Source organism: Roseateles amylovorans (genome assembly GCF_025398155.2).
Taxonomy (GTDB): Bacteria; Pseudomonadota; Gammaproteobacteria; order Burkholderiales; family Burkholderiaceae_C; genus Roseateles; species Roseateles amylovorans.
This window is the reverse complement of the sequence record NZ_CP104562.2, coordinates 5477662-5499417: the sequence shown is the minus strand read 5'-3', so window position 1 is coordinate 5499417 and position 21756 is coordinate 5477662. Positions and strand designations below refer to the sequence as shown.

Genomic DNA, 21756 nt, shown 5'->3' with positions numbered 1-21756 from the left:
ATCAATGGCCCTGACGCCCTCAATGGTCGTGTCGGCCGCGGTGTTCGCCTCTTTCTCCACGGTCGCCCCGGTCACCGCGTCGATCGTCCCAGTCGCGGCGCTCATGGCCGCCGCGCCGATCATCCCAGCCGCGACGGTCGTCCCCGCCGCGGCGGTCGTCCCAACTGCGACGGTCTTCCCAGCCCCGGCGGTCATCCCAGCCGCGACGGTCCCACTCCCGGCGTTCCCAATGCGGCGCCGGACCGTAGACCGGGTAGGGCCGGGCGACCGGGCGGCCATAGTAGGCCGGTGCATAGGTGCGGGCATACCAGTCCTCGCGGACGAAATAGACCCGACGGCCGCAGGCACCGTAGTAGCCGCAGTGGCGCGACCAGGCGTGGAGATGGTTCGGCGGCACCCGGAGATAGACGGGCGGGGCGGGGGCATAGACCCGCTCCACCATCACCGGCTCGGCGTAGACGACGGCGGGCGGCGGCTGGTTGCCGACGTTGATCTGGCCGTAGAAGCCAGGCTGGCCGATGCTGACCGAGATGCCCACGTCACCCGCCAAAGCGGGGCCGGCGAACAGGGCGGTCAGGGCCAGGGAGGCAGAGATCAGCAGTTTTTTCATGTCCGGGTCCTCGGCAAAGCGCGCAGAACAGGCTGTTTGCGCGCCAACTCAGGGAAAGCCTGGGTGTCTAACGCGCGCTAGCCGTTCCCGGTGGACGTCGATGGGGTAAGCAGGTGTAGCGGAGGTTCCTAGAATTCCGCGTCCCCGACACAAGCCGGGGCGTGGAGAGGCACTTTGAAGCAATGGATCTTGAATTCCCTGGCGCTGGCGACCCTGGCGACCGGGCTCGGACTGAGCGACGGCAGCCAGGCGCAAACCACGCCGGCCGCCGTGCCGGTCGCGGTGGCCAATCGTCCGCTGACCCTGGAGCAGCTGTTCCGCGCCGAACCCTATCGGGGCGAGGCGGCCAAGGACCTGCGGTTCAGCGCCAGCGGCCGTTATCTGGCCTATCTGTGGAACCCGTTCGGCGAGCCGGGCAGCGATCTGTATGTGCATGACATCCAGACCGGCAAGACGCTGCGGGTGAGTTCGCCGACGCAGATGGCGGTGGTGGAGACCCCGGAATCGCTGGAGCGTTACGCCGCCAAGCTCAAGCAAAAGCGCAACGAACTGGCCGAGCGCCAGTCCCGCGAAGAGGCGCAGGCGGCCTATCTGCGTGGCGAGACGGTCGACCTGGAGCAATGGGAGCGCCAGGCGCTGGCCGAACTGAAGGTGGAACTGGCCGCGCGCAAGCAGCGCGAGGAGGCTCGCAAGGCCGCCGAGAAGGCCACCTGGGGCGATGCCCCCGCTGCGGCCGCCGAACCGGCCTCGGGCGCTTCGGCGCCGGAGGCGAAGAAGCCGGCCAAGGATCCCAAGGACATGGCGCTGTGGGAACTGCGCGATGAGCTGAAGAAGAAGCGCGAGAAGGAAAAGCTCAAGCCGGAGGACCTCTATCCCGGCATCTCGCAATTCGTCTGGGCGACCCAGCGCGATGAGCTGGTGTTCAGCTACCGCGGCCAACTGCTGCGCTGGAAGGCCGGCACCGAGCGCGCCGAGCCACTGCTGTCGACTGGCCGCAGTCTCAAGCCGGTGGCCTATTCGCCGGACGACCAGCATCTGATCGTGCAGGACGATACCCGCGTGCTGCGGGTGCGACTGTCGACGGCCGGCATCGAGGTGATCAACCGTGAGCTGTTCAATCCGGACGATGAGGACCGCAAGTTCCGCATCGCCCAGACCACGATCAGCGAGGACGGCCGCTGGATGGCGCTGGCCGCTCAGGCGCCGCTGGTGGGGGCGGACGGCAAGCCCGCACCCAAGCCCGGCCGCCAGGTCGAGATCATGAATTACGGCGAGCGATTCGCCACCGCCAAGAAGGTGAACCGCGAGGTCTCCGACGACAAGCGCGGCATTGAATCGCTGGCGATCTACATCCGTCCGGTGCCGGCGGTCGGTCAGGTGCCGACCCGTCAGCCGGCGCCGGTCTTCACTCATCCGGGGGGCGACTACTGGTTCGAGATCTCGCCGGTGGTGTGGGCCCGAGACGGCAGCCACTATGTGTTCACCACCTTCGAGCGTGAGAAGGACCTGTTCCGCGTCTACCTGGGCAAGCCCGACGCCGGCGCCAAACCGGAGATGGTGCTGGAGCGCCGCGCGCCCATCCACCACGAGCTGGTGAATGTGATGACGCCCAGCTTCACGCCCGACAGCAAGCAGCTGGTGCTGATCCTGGCCGACAACGGCTGGCGCCAGCCGTATGCGATGAGCCTGGCGGCCGGCGCGGATCGCTCGGTCCGTCCGCTGGTGACCGGCGAGTTCGAGGCCTATCAGGTGCTGGGTTTCACGCCCGATGTGAAGACGATGTTCATCGTCGCCAACAAGGACGACTACGCGTCGATGAACCTGTGGCGCGTGGAGCTCAAGGACGGCCGCATGACCGCGCTGGGCCGCGCGCCGGACTATCACCGGGCGGCGACGGTGGCCAAGGGCGGCCAGTGGCTGGCCTCGGTGGCGGGCCACTGGGCCGAGCGCCCGGAACTGAAGCTGATCAAGGGCCAGTCGGCGGCATCGGGTCCTGAGGCCGGCCGGGTGCTGACCCAGAGCCATGATCCGGCATGGGCGCAGGTGGATGTGCTGCGTCCGGAGCGGTTCAGCTTCAAGAACCGGCATGGCGACACGATTCCCGCCTATGTCTTCAAGCCGCTGGGCTGGGCGCCGACCGACAAGCGCGCAGCGATCGTCTACACCTACGGCGGCCCGCTGAACGACCGCCACTCGGTGGAGACCGACAGCTTCCAGCCGACCGGTTATGTCTTCGCGATGTACATGGCGGCCAAGCATGGCTACCTGACGGTCACGGTGGATCCGCGCGGGCATTCCAACTACGGCGAGAAATTCGCCGACGCCAACTGGGAGAAGCCGGGCGCACCGCAGGCGGAAGACCTGGAAGACCTGGTCGCCTACATGAAGGCCAACCTGGGCGTGGACGGGGCGCGCATTGGCCTTAACGGCTGGAGCTTCGGCGGCTTCCAGACGCAGTACACGATGTACACCAAGCCCGACCTGTTCGCGGCGGGCATTGCCGGTGCGGGGCCGACCGAATGGGAGAACTACAACAGCTGGTACAGCGGCCGCACCATCGGCAAGGTGGACCGCAGCAAGCCGGTGCTGCGCAAATACTCGCTGCTGCCGCTGGCCAAGAACCTGAAGAAGCCGCTGATGCTCGTGCACGGCATGCAGGATCCGAACGTCCTCTACCAGGACACGGTGAATGTCTACCGCGCGCTGTTGGAATCGGGCAAGGAGGGGCTGGTCGAGTTGTTCCTGGACCCGGACGGCGAGCACGGCCTGGGCGGTGCGGTCAAGCCGGTGGGCTGGCACCGCAAGTACGAAGCCTTCTGGCTGCGCCAGTTTGGCGCCGCGCAGAAGTGAGTCGTCGCTGAGCGATCCGGTCGCTGCGTGAGCGGCCGGGAGGTTGATGACGAGGGCCCTCGGTTGAGAGACCGAGGGCTTTTTTCATGGCGTGGCGTAGGCGTCGGTGCGACGCCAACCGGGGCCTGAGCCTCGACGATGGCGCTTGCCGCCTCGCGGATGTTGCGGTGCGATCAGGTGGCCCGAGGGCGGTCCATCATCGACACACGGCGGGACGACACGATCGCGGCAGGCGCCCCACGGGAGCCGCCGCGCTGACTTCAGCTCGCGTAGCGCTTGCTGCGCAGGTTGCGCTTGATCTCCTGCAGCATGGGGCGGAGGTTTTCGCCCAGGCGCAGGGCGACGCCGGTGGTCAGTACGTCCACCACGATCAGATGCAGCAGGCGCGACACCATGGGGCTGTAGCGGTCGTAGTCTTCGGGGTGGTCGACGGCGAGCAGCACCTGGCCGGGCAGCTGGCCCATCTGCGCGAGGGGCGATCCGCTGGCGGTGATGATGATGGTGGTGGCGCCTTTTTTGCGGGCGATTTCGGCGGCGTCCATCAGATCGCGGCTGCGGCCTGAGTTGGAGATGATCACGGCGCAGTCGCCGGGGCCGAGCATCGTGGCGCTCATCAGCTGAATGTGGCCGTCGCTGCAGGCGAAGGTGTTCACGCCGAGGCGGAAGAACTTGTGCTGGGCGTCCAGGGCCACGATGCCGGAGTTGCCGACGCCGTAGAACTCGATGCGTTTCTGATGCCGACCGGCTTCGGACAGCGCGCCGATGGCGCGTTCGAAGGCATGGCTGGCGGCGTCATTGCGATAGTGCAGCAGGGCGGCGACGGCGTTGTCGACCACCTTCACGATCAGATCGGACGGTTTGTCGTCTTCGTCGACGGCGCGGTGGACGAAGGGCACGCCTTCATTCACGCTGCCGGCCAGCTTCAGCTTGAAGTCGGCGAGCCCGTCATAGCCCACGCTGCGGCAGAAGCGGACCACGGTGGGTTTGCTCACGTGAGACCGATCCGCCAGCTCACTGACTGGCAGGCTCGCAAACGCGCGCGGATCGGCCAGCAACAGCTTGGCCACCCGTTGCTCGGCCGGCGGCAATGCCGGCAATGCGGCCTTGACCCGTTCCAGCATGCTCATACCGAAGCCCTATCGAAAACCAAGAATGTCCTGCCCACCGCCGCGCCCCATCCAGCCATCCACGACCTATCCCGAGACGCCTCAATCTCATGGCTCATCAAGCCGCGCAAGCCAATAGAGCCCGGCACAGCCAGGGCGCCCCTCAAGCGGAGCGCGGGGATCCGGCTTTGCCGGGCTCCCGCTCGCCCCCTGGGGGGCTGGCGCAGCCAGTAGGGGGGATCCCCATCCACCCGGGCTCCCACTCGCCCCCTGGGGGGCTGGCGAAGCCAGTAGGGCGGATCCCCATCCACCAAGCGAGTCGAGCCCGGCGCAGCCAGGGCGCCCGTCAAGCGGAGCGCGGAGATCCGGCTTTGCCGGGCTCCCGCTCGCCCCCTGGGGGGCTGGCGAAGCCAGTAGGGGGGTACCTTATTCAGCACTCTTCGATCCAGGCGTGCCCGTCGCGGGCGACGAGCGCGCTGGCGGCGGGCGGGCCCCAGCTGCCGGCCACATACGTCCGCGGCCCGGTGCTGTCGGTCTTCCAGAAGTTGAGGATGGGCTCCACCCACTTCCAGGCCTGTTCCTGCTCATCGCTGCGCACAAACAGGTTGAGCCGGCCCGCGATCGCATCCAGCAGCAGGCGCTCATAAGCCCCCACGCGGTTGGACGCAAACGCCTTGTCGAAGTCCAGATCCAGCGAGACCGGCGTCAGCATCTCATTGCTGGCCCCGCCCTTGGCCGCCATCAACTGCAGCTCAAGCCCGTCTTCCGGTTGCAGCTTGATGATCAACCGGTTCGGGCAACTGCTGCCCGGGAAGATCGGATGCGGCACCGGACGGAAATTGATGACGATCTGCGCATCCCGCGCCGCCAGCCGCTTGCCGGTCCGCAGGTAGAAGGGCACGCCGGCCCAGCGCCAGTTCTGCACCTCGGTGCGCAGGGCCACGAAGGTCTCGGTGTGGCTGTCGGCAGGGATCTTGGATTCGTCCAGATAGCCGGGTACCGACTTGCCCTCGACCGTCCCCGCACGGTACTGGCCGCGCACCACATCGCGCGACACCGTCTCCGGCGTGAAGGGCTTGAGGGAGCGCAGCACCTTGAGCTTCTCGTCGCGGATTGCATCGGCATCGTTGCTCGACGGCGCTTCCATCGCGATCATCGTCAGCAGCTGCAGCGCATGGTTCTGGATCATGTCGCGCAGTGCGCCGGTGCCGTCGTAGAACGGCCCGCGGGTGCCCACGCCCAGACCTTCGGCCAGCGTGATCTGGATGTTGGCAATGCTCTCGCGGCGCCACAGCGGCTCGAACAGCGCATTGCCGAAGCGCAGCGCCATCAGGTTCTGCACCGACGGCTTGCCCAGGTAGTGATCGATGCGGAAGGCTTGCGTCTCGTCGAAGACCGAGCGCACCACCTTGTTGATCTCCTGCGCGCTGGCCAGGTCATGGCCCAGCGGTTTCTCCAGCACCACCCGCACCCGCGGGCCGTTCAGGCCGGCAGCGCCGAGTTGCTGGCAGATCTGGGTGAAGAGGTGGGGGCTGGTGGCCAGGTAGAGCACCACCGTGTCCGCATTGCGCTCGCCCAGCCATTCCTTGAGCCGGGCATAGTGGTCCGGCTGCGACAGGTCCATGCGGCGGTAATGCACCAGCGAGGCGAAGCGCTCGAACTCCTCGTCGGTCGGGCGCTTGCCTTCCTCGACTTCGCGGAAGCGCTCTTTCAGCCATTCGCGGTAACGCTCGTCCGGCATCTCGTCGCGGGCGACGGCCAGGATGCGGCCGCCCTCAGGCAGCTTGCCGTGGCGGAAGGCCTGGAACAGGGCGGGCATCAGCTTTCGCCAGGTCAGGTCACCAGTGCCACCAAAGAAGACGAGATCGAAGGACATGTGCGTGGCGCTCCGGCCAGGGAGCGAAAGTTGGCTGACGTCTTGATGTAACGAAGTTACCGGAATTATGATGCCCCAGTTTCTTCAGACGGTCAATGAGCGCCCTGAAGGCGCGGATGCGGGCGCGGACCTGGGTGCGGCGCTTGCCCACAGCGGGGTCCACCGACGGTCACCATCGGTATCGGAGCCACGAGTGGGCGGCCATTCCATCCGGGTTCTAATACGGGCCGGCGCGTCGTCGGTGGCGGCTGGATGTGGCAAGTGCCATGCCTCGGTCACCGCCCGTGGCCGGTTTTCCCGACGGTCCGCCCTCACTGACTTCTCCGACCTTTCTGACCGCCGAACCTCACGGCGTCCTCATCATGAATCAGCTCGAACAACTGAAGGCCTTCACCACCGTGGTGGCCGATACCGGCAACTTCAAGCAGCTCGCGCAGTTCACGCCGCGCGACGCGACGACCAATCCGTCGCTGATCCTGAAGGCGGTGCAGTCGCCTGATTACGCTCATCTGCTGGAGGACACCGTCGCGGCCCACAAGGGCGAGGCGCTGGACCTCATCGTGGACAAGGTGCTGGTCGCCTTCGGCCTGGAGATTTTGAAGGTCGTGCCGGGTCGTGTGTCGACCGAAGTCGATGCCCGGCTGAGCTTTGACACCGTGGGCTCGCTGGCCCGCGCGCGTCGCATCATGAAGCTGTACGAGGACGCCGGCATCGGCCGCGACCGCGTGCTGATCAAGGTGGCCTCGACCTGGGAAGGCATCCAGGCCGCCCGCGAGCTCGAGCGTGAGGGCATCCACACCAACCTGACGCTGCTGTTCTCCTTCTGCCAGGCGGTGGCCTGCGGCGAGAACGGCATCCAGCTGATTTCCCCGTTCGTCGGTCGCATCTACGACTGGTACAAGAAGGCCGCCGGCCCGAACTGGGACGAGGCCGCGAATGCGGGTGTCAACGACCCCGGTGTGAAGTCGGTGGCGGCGATCTACAACTACTTCAAGAAGCACGGCATCGCCACCGAGGTGATGGGCGCGAGCTTCCGCAATGTGGGCCAGATCCAGGCCCTGGCCGGTTGCGATCTGCTGACCATCAGCCCGGACCTGCTGGCCCAGTTGCAAGGCAACGAGGCGCCTCTGGCACGCGCGCTCGACGCCGCCGCCGCTCAGGCGCTGGACCTGCCGAAGGTCTCCTACAACGAGGCGGCCTTCCGCTTCGCCCTCAACCAGGATGCGATGGCCACCGAGAAGCTGGCTGAAGGCATCCGCCTGTTCGCCGTCGACGCCGGCAAACTGGACCAGATGATCGAAAGCCTCCGATGAGCGACTACCCGCGTTGCGACCGCGGCCCGAGCTGGGCTGCCCTGCAGAGCCATTTCCAACAGTCGGGTGCGGCCTTTGACGTGCGCCGCGCCTTCGACGCCGAGCCCGGCCGCTTCGCGCGCTGGTCGCTGCAGGCGCCGGAGGTGTTCGCCGATCTGTCGAAGAACCGCATCGACGAGCGAACCCTGGAACTGCTGCTGGATCTGGCCGCCGAGGTGCGGCTGGAATCGCAACGCGAGGCGCTGTTCACCGGCGCACCGATCAACCTCACCGAAGGCCGCGCGGTGCTCCACACCGCCTTGCGCGCCCCCGCCGGCCAGGGGCCGTTCAGCGACGAGGTCCAGGCCTCGCTGGACCGGATGCTGGCCTTTGCGGACAGCGTGCGCGACCAGGCCCGCAGCGGCATCACCGATGTGGTCCATATCGGCATCGGCGGATCGGACCTCGGGCCGGCCATGGTGGTGCAGGCGTTGCAGGCCTTTGTGCCGGCCACGCTGAAGCTGCATTTCGTCTCCAACGTGGACGGGCACGACCTGGCCCCGGTGCTGCGGGGGCTGCGTCCCGAGACGACGCAGTTCATCATCGCGTCCAAGACCTTCACCACGCAGGAAACGCTGGCCAACGCGCTGGCCGCCAAGGCCTGGTTCCTGCAGCAAGGCGGCACCGACATCGCCCGGCATTTCGCGGCGACCACCAGCAATGCGAAGGCGGCCGCCGAATTCGGCATCAGCACCACCTTCGGTTTCTGGGATTGGGTGGGCGGTCGTTATTCGCTGTGGTCGGTGATCGGCCTGCCGATTGCGATCGCGGTGGGATCGGCCCAGTTCCGGGCGCTGCTGGCCGGCGCCCATGCGATGGACCAACATTTCCGCACGGCGCCGCTGGCCAGGAACCTGCCGGTGCTGCTGGGTCTGCTGGATGTCTGGTATCGCAACTTCCATGGCTTCACCAGCCGCTCGGTGGCGCCGTATCACCAGGGACTGCGCCGGCTGCCGGCCTACCTTCAGCAGTTGGAGATGGAGAGCAACGGCAAGGGCGTGGACCGGGATGGCGCGTCGCTGCCCTACGGCACCAGCCCGGTGGTCTGGGGCGAGGCCGGCACCAACGGCCAGCATGCCTACTTCCAGATGCTGCACCAGGGCACCGATGTGATCCCGGTGGAATTCATCGCGGTGAAGCGGCCGCAATATGGCGAGCATGTGCAGGGCGAGCTGCTGGCGCGGCTGAGCGATCAGCACACCAAGCTGCTGGCCAACTGCCTGGCCCAGTCGCAGGCGCTGATGCAAGGCAAGACCGCCGACGCGGCGCGTGCCGAATCCGCGCCGACGGCCTCGAAGGATCTGGCGCCGGACGTGCTGGCGCGGCATCGCAGCTTCCCTGGCAATCGACCCAGCACCACCTTGTTGCTGGAGGCGCTGACGCCGTCGTCGCTGGGCGCCTTGATCGCGCTGTATGAGCAGCGGGTGTTCGTCAGCGGCGCGGTGTGGGGCATCAACAGCTTCGATCAGTGGGGCGTGGAGCTGGGCAAGGCGCTGTGCAACAGCCTGCTGCCGCGGCTGTCGACCGGTGACGCCTCGGGCCTGGATGGGTCCACCGCCGGGCTGCTGGCCAAGCTGCGCGATTGAGTCTGCGGCCTCGCCGGCGGGCGCGAGTCCCGCATCACTTCTGTTTCATCAGCTGTAGGTAGGCTACGAATGAAGATCGTGTTCGACTTTGGCGGCGTGCTGTTCCGTTGGCATCCGCCCAGTTTCCTGGCCCGCGTCTGGCCGCATCGTGCGCCCGACGAGGACGCAGGTGCGGCCATCGCCAAGGACTTTTTCCAGGCCTACACCGGCGATTGGGGCGCATTCGACCAGGGACTGGCCGATGCCGACACCACCGCCACCCGCATTGCCGAGCGCACCGGTTGGCCGCGCGACGAGATCGTCGCGGTGATGAACGCGGTGCCGCAAGAACTGCAGTTGATCGAAGGCACGGCGGCGCTGATCGCCGAGCTCAAGCAGGCCGGGCACACGCTGCACTTCCTGTCCAACATGCCGGTCCCTTATGCCGAGTATCTGGAGTCCAGTCACCCGCTGGACGAGTGGTTCGAGTCCGGCGTGTTCTCCGGACGCGTGAAGCAGTCGAAGCCGGCACAGGAGATCTTCGATCTGGCCCGCTCGGCCTTCGGCGTGGACGCGTCGGAACTGCTGTTCCTGGATGACCATCCAGCCAACATCGAAGCGGCTCAGGCGCTGGGTTGGCAGGCGTGGTTGTTCACCACGCCGGAGACCGCGCGCGAGGAACTGGTACGGCGAGGACTGCTGGCGGCCTGATTCGCGGCTGCCGGCGGGTCCGCCGGCGGTGGATCATCGGCAGGGCGTGCCGTCAGAGCGCCCGCGGGGCGCGCGTGAGGCGCGGCCCCGCGTGGGAATCATTTCTCGGCGTCGTTCTCATCCGCCGTGGACGGCGGCGCGGCGACCCGGAACGATTCGTCGGCCCAGTGGCCCAGGTCGATCTGTCGGCAGCGTTCGCCGCAGAACGGGCGCCACTTGTTGCTGGGCGCGAAGATGCTGTCGCCGCCGCAGGTGGGGCAGGGAACAATGCGCGGCGCGGCGGCCGGCGCAGTCGATGAAGGGGTCGGGCGCGGGTCAGTCATGACGAGGTCGGGCGATGTCGGGGATCAACAGGCTGCGGTGGCGCGGGACGCGCTCAGGAGCACAAGGTGAGTTCGAAGGTGGCGTCCACCGGCGCAGGTTTCAAGCGGCCATCCTCATCCTGGCGCATCAGCCGGATCGACACCATCAGCCGGTGACCGCTGATTTCAGGCACCAGTCCCAGGCTCGGATCGATGCGCATGCGCAGCAACTGGAAGCTGCGGCCTTGCGGCAGGCTTTGCTGGTACTGGCCTGCGTGGGCGGCGACCTTGTGCGGTGAGCCGCTGTCGCGGATGAGGTTGAGCAGCACGTTCAGCGCTTCAGCCAGCGGCATCAAGGTCTGGGACCACTGCATCAGGTCGTTGCGGCGCCGCACCGGCAGCAACTGCTGCCAGGCGTAGTAGGCCGGCAGGTCGAATTCGCAGGTGCCGCCCGGGATGGAGATGCGGCTGCGGATGCTCATCAGCCATTCGTTGCCGGTGAGCGTCTGGCCAGCCTTGCCCGGCAGCTGGTTGAGCTTGGTGAAGGCTTGGTCAATGCGGCCGATGAACTCGTCCAGGATCGACTCGGCGATTGCCGGGTTGCCCCGGTAACTGTTGAGCTGGGCACGGTGGCGCTCCAGCTCCTTGAGCAGGTCGGATTTCAGGTCGGCACGCGAGGCGACATCCATCACTTCGAAGATGGTGGACAGCGCGTAGTGATGGTCCATCGCGGTGTCGCGCGCCATCAGCTGACCCAACCGATCGAACAGATGCTCCAGCCTGAGCATCGTGCGAATGCTCTCGTTGAACGGGTATTCGTAGAGGATCAAATCGACCATCCCTTTGCGGCAAGGGGCCATTGTTCCACACGCGTGGAACCGGTGACCCGGACCGGGCAAGGGGGCAAGAATGAGTCCCTCAGGACAGGGTCATCGGCGAAAGAGCGGACCCTGTAGCAGCGAGGCCACCTCGGCCTGGAGGGAAGCCAGGTCGATGCCTTCGTTGTAGATCACCGCATCCGCGGCCGCGCGACGCTGGGCTCGGGTGGCCTGCTGCGCGATGATGGCCCGCACCGCCGCTTCGCTCAGTGCGGAGCGCTGGATCACCCGGGCGATCTGGGTGGTTTCCTCGCAGTCGACCACCAGCACGCGTTGCAGCTTCTGGCGCCATCGTCCCGATTCCACCAGCAGCGGCACATCGAACACCACCAGTTGGTCGGCCTGCGCCAGCAGGGCCTGGCGCTCGGTCTCGGCGCCGATCATCGGATGGAGGATGGCCTCGAGCGCGCGTTTGGCGTCGGGTTGGTGGAAGGCCAGTTCGCGCATCGCGGCGCGGTCGAGCGCACCGTCCGGGGTGACGAAACTGGCGCCGAATCGCTCGGCGATGGCTGGCATCGCCGCGCCGCCGGGTTGGGTGAGTGCGCGCGAAATCGCGTCGGTGTCCACCAGATGCGCCCCGCCCAGCGCCACCAGGGCTTGCGCCACGGTGCTCTTGCCGCTGCCAATGCCACCGGTGAGGCCGATTCGCATCGTTGTGACTCCGTCGTGTGCGGGGTGCTTGGGGTGGTGGGAGGTGTCCTGAACGACTGGAGACGATCGGGCGAGCGGCCGATGACTCATCGGGCTCATCGGCCGGCCGAACAGCCGATCGGTCGAACAGCCGATCAATCGATCAGCCAATCAGCCAATCAGCCAATCATTGTGTCAGGTGCCGGACCAGCCCAGCCAGCCCATCACCTGTGACTTGCCGATCACCAGCAGCACCAGGGCCGCACCCGCGAGGAAGGGGCCGAAGGGCACATAGCGGCCCTCCCGCAGGCTGCTGCGCAGCTTCATGATGATGCCCACCACCGCGCCGATCAGCGAGGCGCCGAGCGCGATCGGCAACACCATTTGCCAGCCCATCCAGGCCCCCAAGCCAGCCAACAGCTTGAAGTCGCCGTAGCCCATGCCTTCCTTGCCGGTAACCAGCTTGAAGACCCAGTACACCGACCACAGCGACAGGTAGCCCACCAGCGCGCCGATCATGGCGTCGTTGAAGGTCACCGGAATGAAACCGGCCCAGGCGGCGGTCAAGCCAGCCCAGAGCAGGGGCTGGGTGATGCTGTCGGGCAGCAGGGTGGTGTCCCAATCGATGCCCGCCAACGCCACCAGCGCAGCGGCGAAACCGCAGTACAGCAGCGTGTGGAATTCGGGGCCGAAGTGCCAGGCGATCAGCGCGAAGAGGGCGCCGGTCACCGCTTCGATGATCGGATAGCGCGGCGAAATCGGCGCCTTGCAGGAGGCGCAACGTCCCCGCAGGCGCAGCCAGCCGATCAGCGGCAGGTTCTCATGCCAGCGCAGCGCATGACCGCAATGCGGGCAGCGCGAGCGCGGCTTGATCAGACCCAGCGGTGCCTGTGCTTCCATGGCGGCCTGCAGCGGGCGCACGGCCTCGCTCAGGACGTCGGCCTGCGGCTTTGCCAGGCCGGCGTTGGCGCTCACCACCTCAGGGTCGGAGAGCTCCTCGGCGCAATCGGACAGCCACTGTCGTTGCATCATCACCGGCAGGCGGTAGATGACCACGTTCAGAAAGCTGCCGATGCACAGTCCGATCAGACCGAGATACCACGGGGACAGCAGCAGGGAAAAGAACTCCCGATCCAGCAATCAAACCACCGCGCCGAGCTTGAAGATGGGCAGGTACATGGCGACCACGATGCCGCCGATCAAGGTACCCAGGAACACGATGATCAAAGGCTCCATCAGGCTGGACAGCGCCTTGACGGCCTCGTCGACCTCTTCTTCATAGAAGTCGGCGGCCTTGCCCAGCATGTGGTCCAGCGAGCCGGATTCTTCACCGATGGACGACATCTGCAGCACCATGACCGGGAAGATCCCGGTGGTCTGCATCGAGGTGGTCAGCGAGGCGCCGGTGGAGACATCACGCTGGATCTTCTCGGTGGCCTCTTGGAAGACGGCATTGCCCGAGGCACCGCCCACCGAGTCCAGCGCTTCGACCAGCGGCACACCGGCGGCGAACATCGTCGACAAGGTGCGGGTCCAGCGGGCGACCGCGGACTTGTAGATCAGCGGGCCGAAGATCGGCACTTTCAGCAGCAGCCGGTCCATGAACTTCTGCATCCGCTCCGAGCGCTTCCAGCTCTCGAAGAAGAAGTACACCCCGCCACCCACGGCCGCGAAGATGATGTACCAGTAGTTGACGAAGATTTCCGACAGCCAGATCACGAACAGCGTTGGTGCCGGCAGGTCGGCGCCGAACGACTTGAACACGTCGCGGAAGGTCGGGACCACGAAGATCATGATGATCGCGGTCACGACGAAGGCGGCCACCATCACCGCGATCGGGTAGGTCAGCGCGCTCTTGATCTTGCCCTTCAGGGCGACTGTCTTTTCCTGGTAGATCGCCAGACGATCCAGCAAGGCTTCCAGGATACCGCCCGACTCGCCGGCTTCGACGAGGTTGCAGTACAGCGCATCGAAGTGCATCGGATGCTTGCGGAAGGCCACCGACAGGCTGGTACCGGTCTCGACATCCTGACGGATGTCGTTGAGCAGCTTGGTCATGCGCGGGTTGGTGCTGCCGCGGGCGACGATGTCGAACGCCTGCAGCAGCGGCACGCCGGCGCGCATCATGGTGGCGAGCTGGCGGGTGAAGACGGAGATGTCCTTCTGCTTGATGGACTTCCCGCCGCCGGTGCGGCGCTTCTTGACCTTGCTGACCAGGATGCCCTGGCGACGCAGCGAGGCGCTGACCACGGCTTCACCTCCGGCGCGCATCTCGCCCCGGACCATCTTGCCGTTGCGGTCCTTGCCTTCCCACTCGTAGATGAATTCCTTGATGCCCTGCTTGCTGTTGCGGGCACCTGCGGTGGTCGTCGCCATATCACCTCCAGCCATCGCGCCAGGCGATTGGCGCTCCCAATTGTTCGTTCGCCGCCGGGCAGCCAGCCCGGATTGGCGTGGATTGTCGTCCCGCGCCCGCCCGAAGGCAGTACGCCGGACGACTTATTCGTTCCGGAGCAACACTGCCAGCTTACTCATTGGTCGCTGCCAGCACTTCTTCCAGGGTGGTCACACCTGCTCGAACCTTGACCAGTCCGGACTGTCGCAGATCCCGCACGCCGTCTTTGCGTGCCTGGTCGGCGATGTCCAGGGCGGTTCCCTCGGACAGGATGATGCGCTGAATTGCTTCACTAATCGGCATCACTTGGTAAAGGCCGACCCGGCCCCGATAACCATTGTTGCAATTCGCGCAACCCACGGCGCGGTAGGGCTTCCACGAACCGTCGAGGTCGGTTTCGAGATAGCCGGCGCGCAGCAGGGCCTCGCGTGGGTACTCCGCGGGGGCCTTGCAGTTCTCACACAGGCGTCGCGCCAGCCGCTGAGCGGTGATCAGCAGCACGCTGGAAGCGATGTTGAACGGCGCCACGCCCATGTTGAGCAGACGGGTCAGGGTGGTTGGCGCGTCATTGGTGTGCAGCGTGGACATCACCATGTGGCCGGTCTGCGCGGCCTTGATGGCGATGTCGGCGGTTTCCAGGTCCCGGATCTCACCGACCATGATGATGTCGGGATCCTGACGCAGGAAGGCCTTGAGCGCGGCCGAGAAGGTCAGGCCGGCCTTGTCGTTGACGTTGACCTGGTTGATGCCGGGCAGGTTGATTTCCGCCGGGTCTTCCACCGTCGAGATGTTGGTGCCGGGCTGGTTCAGGATGTTCAGGCAGGTGTAGAGCGACACCGTCTTGCCGGAACCGGTCGGGCCGGTGACCAGCACCATGCCGTACGGCCGCACGATGCAGGCCAGCAGGCGTTCCTTTTCCATCTTCTCGTAGCCCAGCGCCTCGATGCCGAGCTTGGCGGAGGACGGGTCGAGAATCCGGATCACGATCTTCTCGCCGAACAGGGTCGGCAGGGTCGAGACCCGGAAGTCGATCGCCTTGCTGCCGAACTTGAGCTTCATCCGGCCGTCTTGCGGGACGCGGCGCTCGGCGATGTCCATCCGGGAGATGACCTTGATCCGCGAGGACAGCTTGTCCTTGATCGCGATCGGCGGCTGGGTGATTTCCCGCAGTTCGCCGTCCACCCGGAAGCGGACGCGGTAGTGGTATTCGTAGGGCTCGAAGTGGAGGTCGGACGCCCGCATGTTGATGGCGTCCACCAGCATCTTCTGCAGGAAGCGCACCACCGGGGCGTCTTCGACGTCGCCGATTTCCTGCGATTCTTCCTGGGGGGCCGATTCTTCCTCGGCGATGTCGAAGTCGAAGTCCTCGCCGGCGATCGCTTCCAGCGCTTCAGCCGCCGAAGCGCCGGTGGCGCTGAGCAGCTTGCCGAGCTTGTCATGCTCGACGATCACCCATTCCGGCGTGAGCTGGGTGGCGAACTTGATGCGCTCGACGACTTCCTGCTCGGTCGGATCGGCGCCGCCGACGAACAACCGGTTGCCGCGACGCGCCAGCACCACCACGTGGTACTGGGCGGCCAGCTTGTTGTCGATGATGTTCTGGGGCAGCTTGTGCGCGTCGACCGCATTCAGGTCGAGCAGCGGCATGGCCAGTGCCTTGGACAGCGTGTGCGCCAGATCGGCGGAGGACACGGTGCCGGCGGCGATCAGCGCATTGACGAAGCTGGTCTTTTTCTCCCGCGCCTGACGGACCAGGTCCTCGGCCGCCTTGGGCTGAAGCTTGCCGGCGTGCACGAGCACGCGGGCGACGCCCGAAAGGGCGGACTGAGGTGGTTCGGCCAGTGTGGTGTCCACGGATGAGGAGTGCTTTGTTAGTACGTGGCGGCGGCGCGCTGCCGGGCGGCACATCCGTTGCCGGATGCGGCCAACGCAAGCCGAAGGCGGGTGCAGCCGACGGAATCGACTCGCACTGTACCCCCGGCCACTCTGGCCGAACGTGACCGTTGCCCCGGTGTTTCACCGAAGTCAGACGCTTCGAACAGTGTCGTCCTTTGTCATTGGAAATGGCGTTTCAATCAGGGGCGGAAGGTGATGAAGTGCCCGGGAATGCCGGCCAGATCACGCCTGGCGGACCTTCGGTCCCGTTTTCGCAGTCATCCCCGAGGCGATCGAGTCCGCAGTGCAGCCAGTGTCGCGCGAAGGAAATGGTCGCTCTGCTCGCGTAATCCCTGACACATGCCGACACAAAAATGTCGGGCCTGTGTGCGGTGCGATCAACGCATCGATCGCAAGGCCGTGTGCTGTGTGTCCTGCGCCGAGTGTTGTGCGGGCGAGTGGAGTGCGGGCGAGTGGAGTGCGGGCGAGTGGAGTGCGGGTAAGCGATGGGGGGATTGTGTGAGACGCGATCAGACGAAAAAAAGCCCAAGTGCTGAGTGCACTTGGGCTTTTTAATTTGTCTGGTCGGGGTGAGAGGATTCGAACCTCCGGCCTCTACGTCCCGAACGTAGCGCTCTACCAGGCTAAGCTACACCCCGATTTTTTTGCCAACCGCTTGAGAGCTCCTGTTCAGGAATGTCTCTCAACCGACTGAGCCGCAAATTCTAGCAGGCTTTCTCGCCACTTGGAAAGAGGCAGTTGGTTCAGGCACAACTTTGCCTGTTCGACCTCGGCGCGAGCTGCCTCCCGAGTGGCTTCCAACGCGCCGGTGCGTTGCACGATCTGGACGATATCCTTGAGACGCTCCACCTCGCCGTGCTCGATGGCGTGACGGATCAGCGCCCGCTCTTCCGACGTGCCGCGCTCCATCGCGATCAGCAGTGGCAGCGTGGGCTTGCCTTCGCGCAGGTCATCACCCACGTTTTTGCCGAGCGATTCACTGGTGCCTTCGTAATCGAGCGCGTCATCGATCAGTTGGAATGCCGTGCCCAGTGCGCGGCCATAGCCGGCGCAGGCGTCTTCCAGGGCGGCCGGCGCATCGGCCAGCACCGCGCCGAGGCGTGCGCTGGCTTCAAAGAGCTTGGCCGTCTTGTAGCGGATGACGCGCAGGTAGTTGTCGACGGCGATGTCGGGGTCATGCATGTTCATCAACTGCAGAACCTCGCCCTCGGCGATGACGTTGGTGGCGTCCGCCAGGACTTCCAGCACCCGCATCCGGTTCACCGACACCATCATCTGGAAGGCGCGGGAATAGAGGAAGTCGCCAACCAGCACGCTGGCGGCATTGCCAAACAAGGCATTGGCCGTCTGCTTGCCGCGGCGCAGCGCGGACTCGTCCACCACGTCGTCATGGAGCAGGGTGGCGGTGTGGATGAATTCGACCACCGCCGCCAGCTCGCGGCTGGCCGGGCTGTCTGCACCCAACGCATTGGCAAACATCAGCACCAGCTTGGGCCGCATGCGCTTGCCGCCCGCATGAATGATGTAGGCGGAGATCTGGTTGATCAATGCAACATCGGACGAGAGGCGGCGCGCAATGACGGCATCGACTTCTTCCATCTGCGCATTCAACGCCGCCAGGACCTCGGCAACAGGGGTAGAGGCAATAGGCTGCACTCTTGGCTCTCTATGAGGGGAAGCGCGGATTATAGGAAGGGCAACCGCGGTGCCGCTGCAGGCTTCGCTTCCCTCGCACAATGCGTTGTCCGCACGCCTCCCTTGCCTGGGATCGATGGGTCGGGCGGCGAGGCGGGTGAATGTCGTCGCATGGTGCGACTTGCGCCGTGCGGAGTTCACGGGATCTGGCGGCCTGCGGCCGGTCTCAACCGCCTGAGATGCCGATGGATACGGGCTTGCCTTGCTTGCGGGCAAAGCCCTGTGCTAGTATCGCGGGCTCCGCATCTTTTGCGGTGTACTGACTTGGGTGACAGTTTTTGCCTGGTCCGACCGGAGTCCGAGAGACGGAACGGCGCTTTCTGGAGGTTCAGAACGCTGGAGGTTCTCAAGGTTCCAGGGTGTCTTCAATGACGGCTTCAGGGATGAAGGCGTCCGGCTCGCGTTCTGAACGTCGATGCCAGGAAGGCCGTGCGGACGAGGTGGACGGGATCACCCGGGTGTTATTGAAAGGGCTGATATGTACGCGGTCATAAAAACCGGTGGCAAGCAATACAAAGTTGCTGCTGGCGAAAAGATCAAGGTAGAACAGATTGCTGCGGAAGTTGGCCAAGAGATCGTGATCGACCAGGTTCTGGCAGTCGGAAACGGCGCTGAACTGAAGGTTGGCACTCCCTTGGTTGCGGGCGCTAGCGTCAAGGCCACTGTGGTGGCACAGGGCAAGCACGACAAGGTGCGCATCTTCAAGCTGCGTCGTCGCAAGCATTACAAGAAGAGCCAGGGCCATCGCCAGACCTACACCGAGCTGGAAATCAGCGCGGTCAACGGCTGAGCGGCTCTCTCTCCAGCAACCATTCAGGAGTAATCCATGGCACAGAAAAAAGGCGGCGGCTCAACCCGCAACGGCCGCGACTCGAAGCCCAAGATGCTGGGCGTGAAGGCCTTCGGTGGCCAGACCGTGTCGGCAGGCTCGATCATCGTTCGTCAGCGTGGCACGAAGTTCCACGCCGGTACCAACGTGGGCATGGGCAAGGACCACACGCTGTTCGCGCTGATCGACGGCCAGGTGTCCTTCACCATCAAGGGCGAAAACAGCCGCTCGACCGTCGTCATCACGCCGGTCTGAGTCTGTTGACGTTCTGACGCGCAAACCGCCGGCCTCTGGCTGGCCGTTTGCGCGGCACCATAGCCCCGGCTTTGTCCGGGGCTTTGTTTTTTCGGGGCCTGAAGTCCATGGGCCTCCGTGTTTCGCGAGCCCTGGCTCGCACCGATTCAAAGCATGCATCTGCGCGGGAGCGCCGGGGCATGAATTACGATTGCCCCGCTCCGGGACTGAAGGCCATCCATGAAGTTCGTTGACGAAGCCACCATCGATATCGCCGCCGGCAACGGCGGTGCGGGCTGTGCCAGTTTCCGGCGGGAAAAGTTCATCCCGTTCGGCGGGCCGGACGGCGGTGACGGCGGCCGTGGCGGCAGCGTGTTTGCGGTCGCGGACCGCAACCTGAATACCCTGATCGATTACCGCTATGCCCGTCGCCACGAAGCGCGCAACGGCGAAGCGGGTCGGGGCTCCGACCAGTTCGGCGCCGCGGCAGAGGACATCACCCTGCGGGTGCCGGTGGGCACCATCGTCCGCGACCTGGAGACGGACGAGGTCATCGCCGAGCTGCTCGAGCCGGACGTGCCGGTGATGCTCGCCAAAGGCGGCGACGGCGGCTTCGGCAACCTCCATTTCAAGACCAGCACCAACCGCGCCCCGCGTCAGAAGACGCCCGGCTGGCCCGGCGAGGTCAAGAAGGTGAAGCTGGAGCTGCGCGTGCTGGCCGATGTCGGCCTGCTGGGCCAGCCCAATGCCGGCAAGTCCACGCTGATCGCCGCAGTGTCGAATGCGCGTCCCAAGATCGCCGACTATCCCTTCACCACGCTGTATCCGAATCTGGGCGTCGTGCGCGTCGCGCCGGAAAAGAGCTTCGTGATCGCCGACATCCCCGGTCTGATTGAAGGCGCTGCCGAAGGCGCCGGCCTGGGCCACCAATTCCTCCGCCATCTGCAGCGCACCCGGGTGCTGCTGCATGTGGTGGACCTGGCCCCGTTCAATCCGGAGGTCGATCCGGTCGCGGAAGCCAAGGCGATCGTCAAGGAACTCAAGAAGTACGACGAGGCCCTGCATGCCAAGCCCCGCTGGCTGGTGCTGAACAAGCTCGACATGGTGCCGGCAGAAGAGCGCGAAGCCCGCGTCAAGGACTTCGTCAAGCGCTACAAGTGGAAGGGTCCGGTCTTTGAGATCTCGGCCCTGACTCGCGAGGGGTGCGAGCCGCTGATTCGCGCCATCTATGAGCATGTGGCCGCGATTCAGGCCCCGCCGGTCGAAGATCCGGATGTGCGCTTCGACGAGCCGGTCATCGAGCCGCCGAAGGCCTTCCAGGAAACCCGTGCCACCCGGGCCGCCAAGGCCAAGCTGATCAAGGCCGCCAAGGAAGAGGCGGCTGTGGCATCGGCCGAGCCGCCAGCGGAGGCGGACGAGGTCCGCCCGGCGGCGGTCGCGAAGAAGCCGGCCGCGAAAAAACCGGCGGCCAAGAAGGCAGGCAAGGCCGACAAGGCCGAGAAGCCGCCCGAGCGCGACCCGCGCTTCGATCCGCTGCCCTGAGCGGCCGCTGCGCCCGAGCCTTGCGACGACATCGCGTTGCGCCCTGACTTCTGACCTTCCGCCTTAAACAGAGTCCACTGACCCTATGAGCATCGGCGAACTGAAAGGTGTCTTGAAAGACGCGCGGCGCATCGTCGTCAAGGTCGGCTCCAGTCTGGTGACCGACGAGGGACGCGGGGTGGACGCCCAAGCCATCGGCAACTGGTGTCGCCAGTTGGCCGAACTGGCCCGCGAGGGGCGCGAAGTGGTGATGGTCTCCAGCGGGGCCATCGCCGAGGGCATGAAGCGGCTGGGCTGGGTCTCACGCCCGAAGGAGCTGCATGAGCTGCAAGCCGCAGCCGCCGTCGGACAGATGGGATTGGCCCAGATGTACGAGACCAAGCTGCGCGAGCAAGGCCTGACCAGTGCGCAGGTATTGCTCACCCATGCCGACCTGGCCGACCGCGAGCGCTACCTGAATGCGCGTTCCACGCTGCTGGCGCTGCTGCAGCACCGGGTTGTGCCCGTGATCAACGAAAACGACACCGTCGTCAACGACGAGATCAAGTTCGGCGACAACGACACCCTGGGGGCTCTGGTCGCCAACCTGGTGGAGGCCGACGCGCTGGTGATCCTCACCGATCAGAAGGGTCTGTATTCCGCCGACCCGCGCAAGGATCCGCAAGCGCGCTTCATCGATCAGGCGATCGCCGGCAAGCCCGAGCTGGAAGAGATGGCCGGCGGTGCCGGTTCCAGCCTGGGGCGCGGAGGGATGATCACCAAGATCCTGGCCGCCAAGCGGGCCGCCAGCAGCGGGGCCTCCACCGTGATCGCCTGGGGTCGCGAGCCGGACGTGCTGCTGCGATTGGCTCACGGCGAGGCCATCGGCACCGCGCTGCTGGCGTCGACCGCCAAGTTGGCGGCGCGCAAGCAATGGATGGTCGACCATCTGCAACTGCGCGGCTCGGTGCGTGTGGATGCCGGCGCGGCCATCAAGCTGCGCGAGGAAGGCAAGAGCCTGTTGCCGATCGGCGTGCAGGACGTCGCCGGAGAGTTCCACCGCGGCGACGTCATCGCGGTGCTGGACGCCGCCGGCCAGGAGCTGGCGCGCGGCCTGACCAACTACTCCAGCGCCGAGGCGCGGCTCATCGCTCGCAAACCGTCGTTCGACATCGAACGGATGATCGGCTACGCCGCCGAGCCGGAACTGATTCACCGCGACAACCTGGTGCTGCGCTGAGCGTCAGGCTGAAGATCGGGCACCACGCATCAGGCATGCGGCACCAAGCACCAGGCAGCGACTGCG

The 21756-nt window shown here is 65.7% G+C and carries 17 protein-coding genes, 1 tRNA gene and 1 pseudogene; 8 read left to right on the top strand and 11 right to left on the bottom strand.

Annotated elements, in window-relative coordinates:
* Positions 1-19: 19 nt before the first annotated feature.
* Positions 20-610, bottom strand: coding sequence for a hypothetical protein (locus N4261_RS22810; RefSeq protein ID WP_261757534.1), 591 nt, complete (start codon positions 608-610; stop codon positions 20-22).
* A gap of 174 nt (positions 611-784) precedes the next feature.
* Here N4261_RS22810 and N4261_RS22805 point away from each other — a divergent pair, with 174 nt between their 5' ends.
* Positions 785-3460, top strand: a complete 2676-nt coding sequence (locus N4261_RS22805; RefSeq protein ID WP_261757533.1) for a prolyl oligopeptidase family serine peptidase — start codon at positions 785-787, stop codon at positions 3458-3460.
* A gap of 260 nt (positions 3461-3720) precedes the next feature.
* On the opposite strand, the gene N4261_RS22800 is transcribed toward N4261_RS22805, so the two are convergent.
* Positions 3721-4581 (bottom strand): MurR/RpiR family transcriptional regulator, encoded by an 861-nt coding sequence (locus N4261_RS22800; protein ID WP_261760826.1) that lies wholly within the window; start codon positions 4579-4581, stop codon positions 3721-3723.
* Between the two features lie 415 nt (positions 4582-4996).
* Positions 4997-6442: a glucose-6-phosphate dehydrogenase gene (gene zwf / locus N4261_RS22795; protein ID WP_261757532.1), complete on the bottom strand. Its 1446-nt coding sequence runs from the start codon at positions 6440-6442 to the stop codon at positions 4997-4999.
* A gap of 362 nt (positions 6443-6804) precedes the next feature.
* On the opposite strand from zwf, the gene tal reads away from it, so the two are divergent.
* The 3 genes from tal to N4261_RS22780 all read left to right on the top strand — a co-directional run bounded on the left by tal (position 6805) and on the right by N4261_RS22780 (position 10070).
* On the top strand, positions 6805-7755 hold the full coding sequence (gene tal, locus N4261_RS22790; protein WP_290428838.1) for a transaldolase: 951 nt from the start codon (positions 6805-6807) through the stop codon (positions 7753-7755).
* The gene (gene pgi, locus N4261_RS22785) at positions 7752-9380 is read left to right on the top strand and encodes a glucose-6-phosphate isomerase (protein ID WP_261757531.1); all 1629 of its coding nucleotides are present in this window, start codon (positions 7752-7754) and stop codon (positions 9378-9380) included. Before tal ends, pgi begins: the two co-directional genes overlap by 4 nt.
* Positions 9381-9449: 69 nt before the next feature.
* Positions 9450-10070, top strand: a complete 621-nt coding sequence (locus tag N4261_RS22780) for an HAD family hydrolase (RefSeq protein ID WP_261757530.1) — start codon at positions 9450-9452, stop codon at positions 10068-10070.
* A 98-nt stretch (positions 10071-10168) separates the two neighbouring features.
* Here the strand turns inward: N4261_RS22780 and N4261_RS22775 are convergent, their stop codons facing one another.
* The 8 genes from N4261_RS22775 to N4261_RS22740 form a co-directional block, all read right to left on the bottom strand.
* A complete protein-coding gene (locus N4261_RS22775) occupies positions 10169-10393 on the bottom strand; it encodes a DNA gyrase inhibitor YacG (protein WP_261757529.1) in 225 nt (74 codons plus the stop codon).
* Positions 10394-10446: 53 nt separating this feature from the next.
* The gene (zapD, locus tag N4261_RS22770) at positions 10447-11202 is read right to left on the bottom strand and encodes a cell division protein ZapD (RefSeq protein WP_261760824.1); all 756 of its coding nucleotides are present in this window, start codon (positions 11200-11202) and stop codon (positions 10447-10449) included.
* Between the two features lie 99 nt (positions 11203-11301).
* Positions 11302-11901: a dephospho-CoA kinase gene (coaE, locus tag N4261_RS22765; protein WP_261757528.1), complete on the bottom strand. Its 600-nt coding sequence runs from the start codon at positions 11899-11901 to the stop codon at positions 11302-11304.
* A 174-nt stretch (positions 11902-12075) separates the two neighbouring features.
* On the bottom strand, positions 12076-13017 hold the full coding sequence (locus N4261_RS22760) for a prepilin peptidase (RefSeq protein WP_435532092.1): 942 nt from the start codon (positions 13015-13017) through the stop codon (positions 12076-12078).
* A gap of 3 nt (positions 13018-13020) precedes the next feature.
* Entirely contained in the window at positions 13021-14256 is a 1236-nt protein-coding gene (locus N4261_RS22755; RefSeq protein WP_261757526.1) for a type II secretion system F family protein, read from the bottom strand.
* Between the two features lie 151 nt (positions 14257-14407).
* Positions 14408-16183 carry a type IV-A pilus assembly ATPase PilB gene (gene pilB, locus N4261_RS22750; RefSeq protein ID WP_261757525.1) on the bottom strand — a complete coding sequence of 592 codons (1776 nt, stop codon included), beginning with the start codon at positions 16181-16183 and terminating at the stop codon, positions 14408-14410.
* Between the two features lie 549 nt (positions 16184-16732).
* A tRNA-Pro gene (locus tag N4261_RS22745) sits at positions 16733-16809 on the bottom strand.
* 31 nt (positions 16810-16840) lie between these two features.
* Complete coding sequence (locus tag N4261_RS22740; RefSeq protein ID WP_261760823.1) at positions 16841-17770, bottom strand: polyprenyl synthetase family protein; 930 nt, start codon at positions 17768-17770, stop codon at positions 16841-16843.
* A 574-nt stretch (positions 17771-18344) separates the two neighbouring features.
* Between N4261_RS22740 and rplU the strand changes: the two genes are divergently transcribed.
* The 4 genes and pseudogenes from rplU to proB all read left to right on the top strand — a co-directional run bounded on the left by rplU (position 18345) and on the right by proB (position 21690).
* A complete protein-coding gene (rplU, locus tag N4261_RS22735; RefSeq protein WP_261757524.1) occupies positions 18345-18656 on the top strand; it encodes a 50S ribosomal protein L21 in 312 nt (103 codons plus the stop codon).
* 36 nt (positions 18657-18692) lie between these two features.
* A complete protein-coding gene (gene rpmA, locus N4261_RS22730; RefSeq protein WP_261757523.1) occupies positions 18693-18950 on the top strand; it encodes a 50S ribosomal protein L27 in 258 nt (85 codons plus the stop codon).
* Positions 18951-19169: 219 nt separating this feature from the next.
* Positions 19170-20231 (top strand): annotated as a pseudogene (gene cgtA / locus N4261_RS22725) (Obg family GTPase CgtA); the annotation flags it as partial.
* 325 nt (positions 20232-20556) lie between these two features.
* Positions 20557-21690, top strand: coding sequence for a glutamate 5-kinase (proB, locus tag N4261_RS22720; RefSeq protein ID WP_261757521.1), 1134 nt, complete (start codon positions 20557-20559; stop codon positions 21688-21690).
* Positions 21691-21756 lie beyond the last annotated feature (66 nt).

What these genes read in the sequence shown, in the direction of transcription:
- N4261_RS22810 (WP_261757534.1), bottom strand. Translation starts at nt 610, where the DNA reads ATGAAAAAACTGCTGATCTCTGCCTCCCTGGCCCTGACCGCCCTGTTC.
- N4261_RS22800 (WP_261760826.1), bottom strand. Translation starts at nt 4,581, where the DNA reads ATGCTGGAACGGGTCAAGGCCGCATTGCCGGCATTGCCGCCGGCCGAG.
- zwf (WP_261757532.1), bottom strand. Translation starts at nt 6,442, where the DNA reads ATGTCCTTCGATCTCGTCTTCTTTGGTGGCACTGGTGACCTGACCTGG.
- tal (WP_290428838.1), top strand. Translation starts at nt 6,805, where the DNA reads ATGAATCAGCTCGAACAACTGAAGGCCTTCACCACCGTGGTGGCCGAT.
- pgi (WP_261757531.1), top strand. Translation starts at nt 7,752, where the DNA reads ATGAGCGACTACCCGCGTTGCGACCGCGGCCCGAGCTGGGCTGCCCTG.
- N4261_RS22780 (WP_261757530.1), top strand. Translation starts at nt 9,450, where the DNA reads ATGAAGATCGTGTTCGACTTTGGCGGCGTGCTGTTCCGTTGGCATCCG.
- N4261_RS22775 (WP_261757529.1), bottom strand. Translation starts at nt 10,393, where the DNA reads ATGACTGACCCGCGCCCGACCCCTTCATCGACTGCGCCGGCCGCCGCG.
- coaE (WP_261757528.1), bottom strand. Translation starts at nt 11,901, where the DNA reads ATGCGAATCGGCCTCACCGGTGGCATTGGCAGCGGCAAGAGCACCGTG.
- N4261_RS22755 (WP_261757526.1), bottom strand. Translation starts at nt 14,256, where the DNA reads ATGGCGACGACCACCGCAGGTGCCCGCAACAGCAAGCAGGGCATCAAG.
- pilB (WP_261757525.1), bottom strand. Translation starts at nt 16,183, where the DNA reads ATGTGCCGCCCGGCAGCGCGCCGCCGCCACGTACTAACAAAGCACTCC.
- N4261_RS22740 (WP_261760823.1), bottom strand. Translation starts at nt 17,770, where the DNA reads ATGGAAGAAGTCGATGCCGTCATTGCGCGCCGCCTCTCGTCCGATGTT.
- rplU (WP_261757524.1), top strand. Translation starts at nt 18,345, where the DNA reads ATGTACGCGGTCATAAAAACCGGTGGCAAGCAATACAAAGTTGCTGCT.
- rpmA (WP_261757523.1), top strand. Translation starts at nt 18,693, where the DNA reads ATGGCACAGAAAAAAGGCGGCGGCTCAACCCGCAACGGCCGCGACTCG.
- proB (WP_261757521.1), top strand. Translation starts at nt 20,557, where the DNA reads ATGAGCATCGGCGAACTGAAAGGTGTCTTGAAAGACGCGCGGCGCATC.